We start from the raw sequence: 13,192 nt of genomic DNA on the forward strand, positions 1-13,192 counted from the left end.
TCAAGAAAACCTGACTGACGGTATCGATCGGTACCGACGTGTCAATGCGGCATCAGTTGTCGCCCGCCGCCGCCCGGATCAGCTGACGCTTCAGGAACGGCAGGCGATCCGCCACCTGCATGCCCTGATTGCGCGCCCAGGCCAGCGGCGCGCACTGCGCGCCAAACAGCCGGTGCAGCCCGTGGGTCACCAGCCCCATGGCCAGGACGGGCTCGGCGCGCCGGCGCCGATAGCGCGCCAGCACCCGCGCATCACCCGGTCCGTGGTGGGGTTCGCGCGCCCCCAGGATCTGTATCAGATCCTGGACATCGCCCAGTCCCAGGTTCAGCCCCTGCCCCGCCAGCGGATGCACCCGATGGGCCGCATCGCCCACCAGCGCCACACCCGGCGCAACCATCGCGCTGCGTTCCAGCGTCAGCGGGAACCCCTGCGGACGGGTCCGCAAGCGCAGCCGCCCCAGACGCGCCCCGGTGATGGACAGGGCGTGCGATGCCAGATACGCCTGCTGGGCGTCGGCGTCCATGGCCAGCCATTCGCGCGCGCGATCCTCGGGCATGGACCACACCAGCGACGCCTGCGGGCCATCCGCCGTATCCGGCATGGGCAGCAGGGCAAAAACGCTATCGCCGGTAAACCACTGACAGGCGCGATTCTGATGCGGCCATTCGATGTCCAGATGCGCCACGACCCCCATGTCGCCGTAAGGCGTGTAATCGTGGCGGATGCCGGCAGCCACCCGCACCGGCGAGCGGGCGCCATCGGCCCCCACCAGCAGCGCGGGATGGAACCGCTGACCCTGGGCGGTCGTGACCCGGACACCGTGGGCGGAAGATTCCAGCGACACGAACTGATCCTCGTGCCAGGCAATGCCCATGACCTGCACCGCCTGCTGCAAAGCGCGTTCGATCTCACCGGATTCGACGATCCAGGCCAGGGTTTCACGCGCGTCCTGCCAGGCGGAAAGGTCCAGGAGGCCATCGGCATCGCCGTGGATTTCCATGGCCTCGACCGGCGTGATGCGGCGCGCATCCATCAGGCGCCAGGCGCCCAGGCGGTCCAGCAGTGAATGGCTGGCCCCGGAAATCGCGTACACGCGGGGATGATAATCATCCGCCACACGCACCGGCGGTATCCGGCGCGGCCCCAGCAGCGCGACCGACAGCCCCGCTCGGGACAGCCCCAGGGCGCAAGCCAGACCGGCGATGCCGGTGCCGCAAACGAGTACGGATTCCTGTTTCATGATTCGATCATCCTACACCGTCCGCCCCGCCGCGCACTTGCGATGAGGCAAGCCCTGCCGATTTCCCGGGCGCGCTCAACGCGCGCTGGGGGCGCCTGCCTGGGCCGGCCAGAGCAGCCACATGCGCCCCGTCTGTTTCATGCGCCCCGCAGCGGCGCCGGCCTGATCGCCCGTGCCCCAGTAAAAGTCGGCCCGCGCCGCGCCGCGGATCGCGGTTCCCGTATCCTGGGCGAACACCAGCCGCTGCAAGGGGCCTGCGCCCCCGGGCTGCTGGGTATCCAGCCAGAGCGGCGTGCCCAGGGGCACGAACCCCGGGTCCACGGCCACCGACCGTTGCGCCATCAGCGCGACGCCATAGCCGCCGCGCGGCCCCAGTTCGGGATCGACGATGGCCTCCTCGCGGAAGAACACCATCGCGGGATTGACGTTGAGCAGCTGCGGGACCCGATCCGGATGCGCACGCGCCCATTGTTTGATGTTCTGCATCGACGCCTGGGCGAGCGGCATCTCGCCCTGGCGCGCCAGCCACTGGCCGACTGACACGTAGGGCTGTCCATTATGATCGGCATACGCCAGGCGCACCATAGAGCCGTCGGGCAGCACAGCCCGACCCGACCCCTGAATCTGCAGGAAGAAGACTTCGACCGGATCATCCGCCCAGACAATGACGGGCGGCTGACGGGCCGGATCCGTCGCGATCTGGGCGCGCGTATCGTAAGGGACGACCCGGCGCCCCTCGAGCTTGCCGCGAATCCGCTTGCCGGCGAGTTCGGGATAGACCGCCCCCAGATCGATGGTCAGCAGGTCGGATGGCGTGGCATACAACGGCCACTGATAGGCGCCCTGGCGTGTGCGCGAGGCGCGGATCAGGGGTTCGTAGTAGCCGGTGATGGTTCCGGTCGCGGCCCGCCCGCCCTGATCCAGCTGCCAGGGCCGCAGATGGGTCTGCAGGAACGCGCGCACCGGCTCGCCCGATGCCTGGGGACCCAGGCCCGACTGAACAGCCGCCTGACAGACAGGCTGCCAGGCGCGTGGCGCGGCCCGCGCCGGGGTCGCCAGCGACCCGGACACTGGCCGCATCAGCCCCCGACAATCATTGAGCAGACCTTTCCAGACGTGCGCCAGATCATCGCCCTGCCAGCCGGGCAACTGATGCCAGGCGACCGGAGAATAATGCCCCTGCAAGGGGCGCACCGGCGATTCCGGCAGGGACGACAGGGGCGGGACGACCAGCGGGTGCTCGGCCTGGGCCGCCTCGGATGGACCCTGCCCGGGTTCTTCCAACGGAACCGTCGAACAGGCGCTCAGGACGGCCAGCAGGGCCGCGGACCACAGAAGCTTTTTCATGCAGAAACCGGGTGCACTAAAATGGGCGAAACGATCAAACCGCCATCATGACATATCCGGACCCTGTTTCGCCATGACCGAACTGCCCGCCGCCCGCATCGCCCCCAGCCTGTTGTCCGCCGACTTCGCCCGACTGGGCGAGGAGGTCGCCGCCGTCGTGGCGGCCGGTGCCGACTGGATCCATTTCGACGTCATGGACAATCATTACGTGCCGAATCTGACCATGGGTCCGATGGTCTGCGCGGCGCTACGCCCCCACACAAAGGCGCCCATCGACGTGCATCTGATGGTCGAACCGGTCGATGCGCTGGTCCCGGCTTTCGCCAAGGCCGGCGCCGACATCATCAGTTTTCACCCCGAAGCCTCGCGCCACGTGGACCGCACGCTGGCCCTGATCCGCGACCACGGCTGCCGCGCCGGCCTGGTCTTCAATCCAGCCACGCCGCTGCAATGGATGGACCACGTCATGGACCGTCTGGATCTGGTGTTGCTGATGTCGGTCAACCCGGGCTTCGGGGGTCAGTCGTTCATCCCCCATACGCTGGACAAACTGCGCCAGGCCCGCGCCGCAATCGACCGCTGGCAGGCACAGGGCGGTCAGCCGATCGCCCTGGAAGTCGACGGCGGGGTGAAATCCGACAATATCGCCGACATCCGGGCTGCGGGCGCGGACGCCTTTGTCGCGGGATCGGCCATCTTTGGCCAGCCCGACTACATGCAGGTCATCGCGGATCTGCGCCATGGCATTGCCCAGGGCGACGCACGCCGGCGGGCATGACCCACGCTCATGAAATAGTTGTTTCACGGAGGCCTTCAGACGGTCCAATCGATGCTGAAAATGGTACGATGCCCAGGGCCAAGCTGGCATCGACGGCACCGCCTCCAGTGTTCATCCAGTTGATCCGCATGCTCAGGTTCAGCATCTGACCAAACAGTGCACTGATCACCATTTGATTCACTTTTGGCCGGCTTTTCGCACCCAGCCATCCTGTCTGCCTGCAACACCATGCATTTCTCCGGAATTCTGTTCGACCTGGATGGCACCCTGGTGCACACCATCCCGGACCTGGCAAGCGCCACCAACGCCATGCGTTCGGACATGGGCCTGCCCCCCCTCCCCGAAGACCTGATTGCCACTTTTGTCGGCAAAGGCACTGAACAACTGGTCATGCGGGCACTGAGCCACGTCGATCAGGCACCCAGCATCGAACTGGTCATGCGCGGTATCGCCCGTTTCCAGGATCACTACCGGTCGCTGAGTGGCCGACACAGCCAGGTGTATCCGGGCGTGATCGCCGGGCTGCAGGCCTTCCGCAGCCAGGGTGTCAAACTGGCGGTCGTCACCAACAAAGGAACGGAGTTCACGGGCCCGCTGCTGCGCCAGATGGGCCTGGACAAGTATTTCGACGCCGTGGTGTGCGGGGACACCTGCGAACGCAAGAAGCCCGACCCGCTGCCGCTGTTCCACGCCTGCGACCTGCTTGGCGTCCTGCCCAGCCGGGCCCTGTTCATCGGCGATTCGATCAACGACGCGCTGGCGGCGCGGGCTGCCGGGATCCAGGTGCTGGCCCTGCCCTACGGCTACAACGAAGGCCAGCCCGTGCAGAGCCTGCCGGTGGATGCTATAGTGGGATCCCTCATTGAAGCAGCCCAATGGGCTGCCGACCAGACACCACAACCCGCATGAACCAGTTCCGCTATTACCCCATCACCACTGGCGCCGTCTGGCGCTGGTGGTGCTTGCGTTCCGGGTAATGGCCACCTGGCGTGCGCGAACAACATCGCAACGCCCCGTCTGACAGCCCGGACCTTCCACTGGCCGGGCTTTTTTCTGTCCCGGTCCCACCTTACCGCCATTCCTCGACCGCCATGACAGAAATCGAATTCAATGCACTGGCCGCCCAAGGCTACAACCGCATCCCGCTGATCGCGGAAACCTATGCCGACCTGGATACGCCGCTGGCGATCTACCTGAAGCTCGCCCACGCCGGCCCCGAGGCTGGACGCAACAGCTGCCTGATGGAATCGGTCGTCGGCGGCGAACGCTTCGGCCGCTATTCCTTCATCGGGCTGCCCGCCAAAACCCTGATCCGCGCCACCGGCACGATCACGGAAGTCGTGCGGCAAGGCCAGGTCGTGGAAACCCATGAAGGCGATCCGCTCGCCTTCATCGAGGCCTTCCAGAAACGTTTCCGGGTCGCCCTACGGCCTGGCATGCCGCGCTTCGCGGGCGGTCTGGCGGGCTACTTTGGCTACGACACCGTGCGCCACATCGAGCCGCGCCTGGGCCCTTGCGTCAAACCCCGGCCCGCCGGCCAGCAACCCGGCACCCCCGACATCATGCTGATGCAGGTCGACGAACTGGTCATCGTGGACAATCTGGCCGGGCGCACCTACCTGATCGTCTACGCCGATCCGCAACAGCCCGAGGCCTATGCCCTGGCCCGCCGGCGTCTGAAGGCCTTGCGTGAAAAACTGCGCACCCCCGTCGTCATCCCCTACGCTTATGCCAGCATGCAGACGCCGACCGAGCGCGATTTCAAGAAGGAAGACTACATCGCGGCCGTGCTGAAGGCGAAGGAATACATCGCCGCCGGCGACCTGATGCAGGTGCAGGTGGGCCAGGTGATCGCCAAACCCTTCCGCGACTCACCCCTGTCGCTGTACCGGGCGCTGCGATCCCTGAACCCCTCGCCCTATATGTTCTACTGGAATTTCGACACCTTCCATGTGGTGGGAGCCTCGCCGGAAATCCTGGTACGCCAGGACCGCGAGGTCGAAGCCGGGCAAAGCCGCGAGATGGTCACCATCCGCCCGCTGGCCGGCACGCGCAAGCGCGGCGCCACCCAGGAAGAGGATCTGCGTCTGGAACAGGAACTGCTGGCCGACCCGAAGGAACGCGCGGAACACGTGATGCTCATCGACCTGGCGCGCAACGACATCGGTCGTGTGGCGAAGACCGGTACGATCGAAGTCACCGACACCATGACGATCGAGCGCTATTCCCACGTCATGCACCTGGTGTCCAACGTGCGCGGCGAACTGAACGACGGCATGAGCAACATCGACGTGCTGCGCGCCACTTTCCCGGCCGGCACCCTGACCGGCGCACCGAAGGTACGCGCCATGGAGATCATCGACGAGCTGGAACCGGTGCGCCGCGGCATCTACGGCGGCGCGGCCGGCTACCTGAGCTACGGCGGGGAAATGGACCTGGCGATCGCGATCCGCACCGGCATCATCCGCGACGGCATGCTGTACGTACAGGCCGCCGCCGGAATTGTCGCGGATTCGGATCCGGAAAAGGAATGGCAGGAAACCGAAGCCAAGGCCCGGGCCCTGCTGCGCGCCGCCGAACAGGTCCAGTTCGGGCTGGACGAGCCGATCTGATCGCGGTTTCGGCCTGCCGGCGTCCCACCGGATTGCGCGGGACGCCGGCGGGCCGCCATCAGTCGCGCACCAGCGAATCGCGCGTGATGTCGGCAATCGTGCGGGCACCGGTCAGCGTCATGGCTACCCGCATTTCTTTCTCGATCAGGCTCAGCAGATTGGCGACCCCCGCCTGGCCGCCAACAGCCAGGGCATACAGCCAGGCACGGCCCAGCAGCACGGTGTCCGCGCCCAGTGCCAGCATCCGCACCACATCCAGCCCGGTGCGGATGCCGGAATCGGCCAGCACCGTGATCTGCCCCTTTACCGCGTCGGCGATCGCCGGCAGGGCACGCGCCGTGGACAGCACGCCATCGAGCTGTCGCCCGCCGTGGTTGGACACCACGATGCCGTCCGCACCGAAGCGCACCGCCTCACGCGCATCTTCAGGGTCCAGGATACCCTTGATGACCATGGGCCCCTTCCAGAAGTCGCGGATCCACTGCAGATCCTTCCAGGAAATCGAAGGATCGAAGTTGGCCCCCAGCCAGCCGATGTAGTCTTCCAGTCCGGTCGGCTTGCCCAGGTATTTGGACACATTGCCCAGGTCGTGCGGCCGGCCCCAGAGCCCCACATCCCACGCCCAGAACGGATGCAACACCGCCTGCAGGTAACGGCGCCAGGCGGCGCAGGGACCGCTCATGCCCGCATGGGCATCGCGATAGCGGGCGCCCGGCACCGGCATGTCCACCGTGAAGACCAGGGTCGACACGCCCGCCGCCTGGGCACGTTCCAGGACGCTCTTCATGAAGCCCCGATCCTTCAGCACGTACAGCTGGAACCACATCGGACGACTGATGGCCGGAGCGACTTCCTCGATCGGGCAGACCGACACAGTGGACATCGTGAAGGGGATGCCGTGGGTGTCGGCCGCCCGGGCCGCCTGGATCTCGCCCCGGCGGGCGTACATGCCGGTCAGACCGACCGGCGCCAGTGCCACTGGCATGGACAAGGTTTCACCAAACAACCGGGTCGTCAGGTCGAGCTGCGACATGTCGTTCAGGACACGCTGCCGCAGGGCCACGCCGGACAGATCGCTGACGTTGTGCTGCAGGGTGTATTCGGCATAGGCCCCGCCGTCCGCATAGTGGAACAGGAACGGGGGCAGGCGGCGCTGGGCAGCGGCACGGTAATCGGTGGAGGCGGAAATGATCATGATTATTTTTGATAAAGAGGTCAGGAAACATGCGGGAGACGGGACGAACGGGCCAGACGTGCCTCGTCCTCGTCGAGTGCGCGCACGGTGGCGTGCACGAATTCGAGGTGCTGCCAGACGGCCGCCCGGGCGGCCTCGGCATCGCCTCGCAAGATGGCTTCCATCAGGGCCTGATGCTGCCGGGCCAGCTGTTCGTGTGTGTGCTGCACGGTGTACATGCGCTGGCGGTTCTCCGTCACGGTTGCCCGCAACAGTTCGAACAACCCACGCATCATCTGCAGCAGCACGGCATTGTGAGACGCTTCGGCGATCGCCAGATGGAAACGGGCATCGGCCTGGGACGATAGACCGGGATCGTCGCCCCCCTGGAAACGTTCCAGGTCTTCGAAGCGGGCGCGGATGCGCGCCCTGTCATCGGGTGTCGCGCGCAGCGCGGCGTGCCAGGCGGTGGCGCCTTCCAGGGCGTGCCGAGCCTCCAGCACGTCGTAGCGATATTCCGGGTCGTCGGACACCAGGTCATTGAGCGTACGCACCAGCTGCTGACGCGGCCAGGACGCGCCATCGGCGACCGGGGCTTGCAGATAGGTGCCGCCGCCCTGGCGGCTGCGCAGCAACCCCTGGCTGGCCAACTGGTGGATGGCCTCGCGCACCGAGGGGCGCGAAGCCCCCAGGTCCAGTGCCAGCTGCCGTTCCGCCGGCAGCCGGTCGCCTGGCTGCAGGCCCCGGTCGGTGATCAGGGTCAGCAGCTGTTCGGCAAGTCGGTCCGAAAGGCGCATGGCGGTGGGGGTCTCCGGCGGATCAGATGGCGGGGATCATCCAGGGCAGGACATAGGCCTGCAAGGTGGTCATGATCCCGACGATGGTGGCAAACAGCAGGCTGTACTTCACCGTGAACCGCAGCAAATCGGATTCACGGCCAACCAGCCCCACCGCTGCGCAGGCGATGGCGATCGATTGCGGCGAGATCATCTTGCCCGTCACCCCACCAGTGGAATTGGCCGCCACCAGCAGGACCTCCGGCACACCGATCTGATGCGCCGTCGTCGCCTGCAGCGCGGCAAACAGGGCGTTGGACGAAGTATCCGACCCGGTCAGGAATACACCCAGCCAACCCAGGAACGGCGAGAAGAACGTGAACGCCCGCCCCGAGTAGGATAGCGCCAGCGCCAATGTGACCGAAAGCCCGGAATAATTGGCGATGAAAGCGAAGGCCAGCACCATGCCGATCGTATAGATCGGGATCGCCAATTCCTTCAGGGTCTCGCCGAACACGCAGACCGCCGTCGACAGCTTCAGGCGAGTCGCCAGCACCGTGATCAGCGCGGCGATCACGATGGCCGTCCCCGTCGCCGAGAACCAGTCGAATTTGTAGACTGCGCCGTAGGTGGTCGCCTGCGCCACGATGGGCGGCATCTTCTGCACCAGACCGTCCAGCCACGGTACGGACACGCTGGCGATCCAGCCGTGCAACGGCCCGTCCGCCGCAAACAGATGCTTGAAGGGCGGGATCGACCAGATCGTGACCATCACGGTCAGCACAATGAAGGGCGACCAGGCGCGCAGCACTTCACCCGTGGTGAACTTGCGGCCCGTGGGATGCGCCTCGGGCGCGTCCGGCAACAGGTGCTCTGTCCCCTTGCCCGTGGCCGAAAACCGGAAGATCGACGCCGGCTGCCACACCTTCAGGAAGGCGGACAGCACCACCAAGGCGACCAGGGCCGAGGTGATGTCGGGCAGTTCCGGCCCAATGAAGTTCGAGGTCAGGTACTGCGTCAGGGCAAAACTGCCGCCCGCCACGACCACCGCCGGCCAGGTTTCCCTGACACCGCGCCAGCCGTCCATGATGGCCATGATGACAAACAGCACGATGATGGTCAGGAACGGCAGTTGGCGGCCCGCCATTTCGCCAATCGCGAAGGCCGGGATGTTGGTCACCTGCCCCGCGACGATAATGGGGATCCCCAGAGCGCCAAAGGCCACCGGCGCCGTATTGGCAACCAGACACAGGCCGGCTGCGTACAGGGGCTGAAACCCCAGCCCGACCAGCAGGGCCGCCGTGATCGCCACCGGCGCGCCAAAACCCGCCGCGCCCTCCAGGAACGACCCGAAGGCGAAACCCACCAGCAGCATCTGCAGACGCTGGTCGGCGGTCAGGGTCAGCACGGATTCCCGGATGGTATCGAACTGCCCGGTCTTCACCGCGATCTTGTACAGGAACACGGCACCCACGATGATCCAGGCGATGGGCCACAGGCCGTAGAAGAAACCATAGACGGCCGCCGCCAACGCATGGCTGGCCGGCATACCGTAGAAGAACAGCGCGACAGCCAGGGCGCATAGCACTGTCAGGGTGCCCGCAAGCCAGCCTTTCAGGCGCAGGACAGTCAGGGACAGAAAGAACAGCAGGATGGGAAGGCAGGCGACCAGGGCCGACAGCCAGATGTGACCCGCCGGGTCGTAGGATTGTTGCCAGATTGAGGACATCTTTGTGGTTTTCTCGGGTAGGAATTCTGGTCGAAATGTCCACCCGCGGCAGGATGACGCGACACTATATTGGACTGACCATTTCTAAATCTCTGAACAGCAGCTGTCATTATAGGAAGGCGCGGTTTCGGTGGTCAATGAATGACCACTCGCTGATCAGGCATATCTAAACCACTGAATATAGGATAATTACCATTAATAATCAATGATATAGAGATAGCAAGAGATATAGCCCCATATCTATAAGGTTAGGGAAAACACTAACTGACCACTTATTATGGTATTACCATTTTTGGCCTTATCGTTATTCCCCAGAGTCCCTGGCTCCCGTTCCCCGGAAACCCGCGGGCGAAACCCCAGCGGGGTTGCCTGCTCGACAAGGTCGGGGACGCACAGTAGAATGCCGACATGGCCATTCACGCGACCTTTCACACATCGACTTGGTGGCGCCTCTCTTAGGGGCGGCATCCTCATGCGTGATTTATCGCACTTTGCCGCCGTTCTGGCAGGCAAAGCTTCGTTCCCCCTCTGTCTCCAGTACGGCGGTTTCTGACCAAGGAAATACTTGATCATGAAGCTTCTGATGCTCGACAACTACGATTCCTTCACCTATAACCTGGTCCAGTATTTCGGCGAACTGGGCGCCCAGGTTCAGGTTGTGCGCAACGACCAGATCGATCTGGCCGGGGTCGAGGCCCTCGACCCGGACCGTATCTGCGTGTCGCCCGGCCCTTGCACACCGGCCGAGGCCGGTATTTCCATCGAACTGATCCGCCACTTCGCGGGCCGCAAACCGATCCTCGGGGTCTGTCTGGGCCACCAGTCGATCGGCGTGGCATTCGGCGGCCGCATCATCCGGGCACAGACCCTCATGCACGGCAAGATCTCGTCCATCACCCACAGCGGCACGGACGTCTTCAACGAGCTGCCGTCCCCCTTTCAGGTCACCCGCTACCATTCGCTGGCCATCGAGCGCGCCACCCTGCCGGACTGCCTGTCCATCACCGCTGAAACCGATGATGGCGAGATCATGGGCGTCGCCCATAAGACTCTACCGGTCTACGGCGTGCAGTTCCATCCGGAATCCGTGCTCAGCGAACACGGCCATGCCCTGCTGCGCAATTTCCTGAACCTCTAATCCATCCGGCCGCTACCCAAGGAACCCCTCTCATGCCTCCCATTACCCCGAACGAAGCCCTGGTCCGCTGCATCGAACACCGCGAAATCTTCCACGACGAAATGCTGGAACTGATGCGCATGCTGATGCGCGGGGAAGTATCCCCCCTGATGTCCAGCGCTCTGCTGATGGGCCTGCGCGTCAAGAAGGAGACCGTGGGCGAGATCACCGCCGCAGCTCAGGTGATGCGTGAATTCGCGCTGGGCGTCAAGACCCCCTATCCCGATGACCTGCTGGACATGTGCGGCACGGGCGGCGACGGTTCGCATACCTTCAATATCTCCACGGCAGCCATGTTCGCCGCCGCCGCCGGCGGGGTGAAAGTCGCCAAGCACGGTAACCGCAGCGCGTCCTCCTCATCGGGCAGCGCCGACGTGCTGGAGGCGCTGGGCGTGCGCATCACCGCGACGCCGGAACAGGTCACCGAATCCATCGACGCCACCAATATCGGTTTCATGTTCGCGCCGGCGCACCACGGCGCCATGAAAAACGTCGCGGCCGTACGCCGGGAACTGGGCGTGCGCACCATCTTCAACATCCTGGGGCCGCTGACCAATCCGGCCGATGCCGGGAATCAATTGATGGGTGTGTTCCACCCGGATCTGGTCGGCATCCTGGTGCGTGTCCTGCAGCGTCTGGGGTCGCGCCATGTCCTGATCGTGCACGGCAAAGACGGAATGGACGAGGCATCGCTGGGGGCCGCCACCCTGGTCGGCGAACTGAAGAACGATGAAGTGCTCGAATACGAGATCCACCCCGAGGACTTCGGTATCGCGATGGTCTCGAATCGCAGCATCAAGGTCGCCAACTGCGAAGAATCCGCTCAGCTGGTTCGTGCCGCCCTGGACAACACGGCAGGCGCGGCGCGCGATATCGTCATCCTGAACGCAGGCCTGGCCCTGTATGCCGGCAACCAGGTGGACTCGATCCAGGACGGCATCCATCGCGCCGCGGAACTGGTCGCCTCTGGCGCGGCACGCGACAAACTGGAACAATTCCGTCAGTACACGCAAAGGTTCGCATCATGAGCGATATTCTCAAACAGATTCTGGATTCCAAGCGCATCGAGGTCGCGACCGCGCGGCAAATGCGCAGCGAGGCCGAACTCCTGCGCGAAGCCCGCAGCCGCAAGGATATCCGCGGCTTCTCCCGCGCCATCGAGGACAAGATCGCCCAGGGCAAGCCCGCCGTGATCGCCGAAATCAAAAAGGCCTCGCCCTCCAGGGGCGTGATCCGTGCCGATTTTCATCCCGCCGACATCGCCACCAGCTATGCCTGCCACGGCGCGGCTTGCCTGTCGGTCCTGACAGACGTCCAGTACTTCCAGGGTGGCTACGACCACCTGCGCCAGGCGCGGGCCGCCTGCACGCTGCCGGTCCTGCGAAAAGACTTTCTGATCGACCCATACCAGGTCATCCATGCACGCGCCTTAGGGGCCGACTGTGTGCTGCTGATCGCCGCCGCACTAGAGCCAGCCCGGTTGCGCGAGCTGGAAGCCGTGGCGATCGACCTGGGCATGGACGTGCTGGTCGAGATTCATGACCGCAGCGAACTGGACGCCGCGCTGACGCTGCAAACGCCACTGCTGGGCATCAACAACCGGAACCTGCGCACCTTCCAGACCCGCCTGGAAACAACCCTGGAACTGCTGAGCGACGTGCCGGCGGGCAAGCGGGTGGTCACGGAAAGCGGTATCCTGCAGCCCAGCGACGTGGACCGGATGCGCGAGCACGGTGTGCAGGCCTTCCTGGTCGGTGAAGCCTTCATGCGCACCGAAGACCCGGGTACGGCGCTGCATCAGCTGTTCTTCGAGCGCCCATGAATGCATCGGGCGACAGGCCGTCACGCACCACGCTTCCGCTTTCTCCGCGCCCCATGAGTCCTGCCGAACATTCATCCGACCCCGCCTGCCCGCTGTGCGGTCCAGCCCCGGCCGGATTGCTCTGGGAAGACACTAGACTGCGCGTGATCTCCGTGGATGACACCGCATTTCCCGGCTACATCCGCGTCATCTGGCGCGATCATGTGCCCGAAATGACGGACCTGTCCGCGTCTGACCGTGATCACCTGATGCGGACGGTCTACCGGATCGAAACCCTGCAACGCCAGATCCTGCAACCTGACAAGATCAATCTGGCCAGTCTGGGCAATCAGGTCCCGCACCTGCACTGGCATCTGATCCCGCGCTGGCGCGCGGACCCTTGTTTCCCGGATGCCATCTGGGCGCCGGCCCATCCTGATCCCGGCCGGCAGGATGCCTGGCGGCGGCAGGCACATGACCTCTCGGCCCGTATCCCTGTCCTGCACGGTTCGATCCCAGGGGCGCTGAACACTCCCCTGGCGTGATCACTGACTTTCC

Annotated in this window: 12 protein-coding genes; 7 read left to right on the plus strand and 5 right to left on the minus strand. The window is 64.9% G+C overall.

Features of this window, described 5'->3' with window-relative positions:
* Nucleotides 1-52: 52 nt before the first annotated feature.
* On the minus strand, nt 53-1,240 hold the full coding sequence (locus ABCV34_RS10260; protein WP_345796127.1) for an FAD-dependent monooxygenase: 1,188 nt from the start codon (nt 1,238-1,240) through the stop codon (nt 53-55).
* 75 nt (nt 1,241-1,315) lie between these two features.
* Nucleotides 1,316-2,587, minus strand: coding sequence for a murein transglycosylase A (locus tag ABCV34_RS10265; RefSeq protein WP_345796128.1), 1,272 nt, complete (start codon nt 2,585-2,587; stop codon nt 1,316-1,318).
* Between the two features lie 73 nt (nt 2,588-2,660).
* Here ABCV34_RS10265 and rpe point away from each other — a divergent pair, with 73 nt between their 5' ends.
* The 3 genes from rpe to trpE all read left to right on the plus strand — a co-directional run bounded on the left by rpe (nt 2,661) and on the right by trpE (nt 5,977).
* Complete coding sequence (rpe, locus tag ABCV34_RS10270) at nt 2,661-3,365, plus strand: ribulose-phosphate 3-epimerase (RefSeq protein WP_345796129.1); 705 nt, start codon at nt 2,661-2,663, stop codon at nt 3,363-3,365.
* Nucleotides 3,366-3,593: 228 nt separating this feature from the next.
* Nucleotides 3,594-4,274, plus strand: a complete 681-nt coding sequence (locus ABCV34_RS10275) for a phosphoglycolate phosphatase (protein ID WP_345796130.1) — start codon at nt 3,594-3,596, stop codon at nt 4,272-4,274.
* 182 nt (nt 4,275-4,456) lie between these two features.
* Nucleotides 4,457-5,977: an anthranilate synthase component I gene (gene trpE / locus ABCV34_RS10280; RefSeq protein WP_345796131.1), complete on the plus strand. Its 1,521-nt coding sequence runs from the start codon at nt 4,457-4,459 to the stop codon at nt 5,975-5,977.
* A gap of 58 nt (nt 5,978-6,035) precedes the next feature.
* Here the strand turns inward: trpE and lldD are convergent, their stop codons facing one another.
* Genes lldD through lldP form a run of 3 tightly spaced genes read right to left on the minus strand, consistent with a single transcriptional unit; the run spans nt 6,036 to nt 9,656 of the window.
* On the minus strand, nt 6,036-7,172 hold the full coding sequence (gene lldD / locus ABCV34_RS10285; RefSeq protein ID WP_345796132.1) for an FMN-dependent L-lactate dehydrogenase LldD: 1,137 nt from the start codon (nt 7,170-7,172) through the stop codon (nt 6,036-6,038).
* Nucleotides 7,173-7,192: 20 nt separating this feature from the next.
* Complete coding sequence (gene lldR / locus ABCV34_RS10290) at nt 7,193-7,948, minus strand: transcriptional regulator LldR (protein ID WP_345796133.1); 756 nt, start codon at nt 7,946-7,948, stop codon at nt 7,193-7,195.
* A gap of 22 nt (nt 7,949-7,970) precedes the next feature.
* Nucleotides 7,971-9,656, minus strand: a complete 1,686-nt coding sequence (lldP, locus tag ABCV34_RS10295) for an L-lactate permease (RefSeq protein WP_345796134.1) — start codon at nt 9,654-9,656, stop codon at nt 7,971-7,973.
* A gap of 571 nt (nt 9,657-10,227) precedes the next feature.
* On the opposite strand from lldP, the gene ABCV34_RS10300 reads away from it, so the two are divergent.
* The 4 genes from ABCV34_RS10300 to ABCV34_RS10315 are packed head-to-tail and all read left to right on the plus strand — an operon-like array spanning nt 10,228 to nt 13,179.
* Entirely contained in the window at nt 10,228-10,794 is a 567-nt protein-coding gene (locus ABCV34_RS10300; protein ID WP_345796135.1) for an aminodeoxychorismate/anthranilate synthase component II, read from the plus strand.
* Between the two features lie 32 nt (nt 10,795-10,826).
* Nucleotides 10,827-11,861 carry an anthranilate phosphoribosyltransferase gene (trpD, locus tag ABCV34_RS10305; protein WP_345796136.1) on the plus strand — a complete coding sequence of 345 codons (1,035 nt, stop codon included), beginning with the start codon at nt 10,827-10,829 and terminating at the stop codon, nt 11,859-11,861.
* A complete protein-coding gene (gene trpC / locus ABCV34_RS10310; RefSeq protein ID WP_345796137.1) occupies nt 11,858-12,655 on the plus strand; it encodes an indole-3-glycerol phosphate synthase TrpC in 798 nt (265 codons plus the stop codon). The genes trpD and trpC overlap by 4 nt, the downstream gene beginning before the upstream one ends.
* A gap of 53 nt (nt 12,656-12,708) precedes the next feature.
* Nucleotides 12,709-13,179, plus strand: a complete 471-nt coding sequence (locus ABCV34_RS10315; RefSeq protein ID WP_345796138.1) for an HIT family protein — start codon at nt 12,709-12,711, stop codon at nt 13,177-13,179.
* Nucleotides 13,180-13,192: the final 13 nt, after the last annotated feature.

The organism is Castellaniella sp. MT123 (genome assembly GCF_039614765.1).
Taxonomy (GTDB): Bacteria; Pseudomonadota; Gammaproteobacteria; order Burkholderiales; family Burkholderiaceae_B; genus Castellaniella.

What these genes read in the sequence shown, in the direction of transcription:
- trpC (WP_345796137.1), top strand. Translation starts at nt 11,858, where the DNA reads ATGAGCGATATTCTCAAACAGATTCTGGATTCCAAGCGCATCGAGGTC.
- rpe (WP_345796129.1), top strand. Translation starts at nt 2,661, where the DNA reads ATGACCGAACTGCCCGCCGCCCGCATCGCCCCCAGCCTGTTGTCCGCC.
- ABCV34_RS10300 (WP_345796135.1), top strand. Translation starts at nt 10,228, where the DNA reads ATGAAGCTTCTGATGCTCGACAACTACGATTCCTTCACCTATAACCTG.
- lldR (WP_345796133.1), bottom strand. Translation starts at nt 7,948, where the DNA reads ATGCGCCTTTCGGACCGACTTGCCGAACAGCTGCTGACCCTGATCACC.
- lldP (WP_345796134.1), bottom strand. Translation starts at nt 9,656, where the DNA reads ATGTCCTCAATCTGGCAACAATCCTACGACCCGGCGGGTCACATCTGG.
- trpE (WP_345796131.1), top strand. Translation starts at nt 4,457, where the DNA reads ATGACAGAAATCGAATTCAATGCACTGGCCGCCCAAGGCTACAACCGC.
- ABCV34_RS10275 (WP_345796130.1), top strand. Translation starts at nt 3,594, where the DNA reads ATGCATTTCTCCGGAATTCTGTTCGACCTGGATGGCACCCTGGTGCAC.
- trpD (WP_345796136.1), top strand. Translation starts at nt 10,827, where the DNA reads ATGCCTCCCATTACCCCGAACGAAGCCCTGGTCCGCTGCATCGAACAC.
- ABCV34_RS10260 (WP_345796127.1), bottom strand. Translation starts at nt 1,240, where the DNA reads ATGAAACAGGAATCCGTACTCGTTTGCGGCACCGGCATCGCCGGTCTG.
- ABCV34_RS10315 (WP_345796138.1), top strand. Translation starts at nt 12,709, where the DNA reads ATGAGTCCTGCCGAACATTCATCCGACCCCGCCTGCCCGCTGTGCGGT.
- ABCV34_RS10265 (WP_345796128.1), bottom strand. Translation starts at nt 2,587, where the DNA reads ATGAAAAAGCTTCTGTGGTCCGCGGCCCTGCTGGCCGTCCTGAGCGCC.
- lldD (WP_345796132.1), bottom strand. Translation starts at nt 7,172, where the DNA reads ATGATCATTTCCGCCTCCACCGATTACCGTGCCGCTGCCCAGCGCCGC.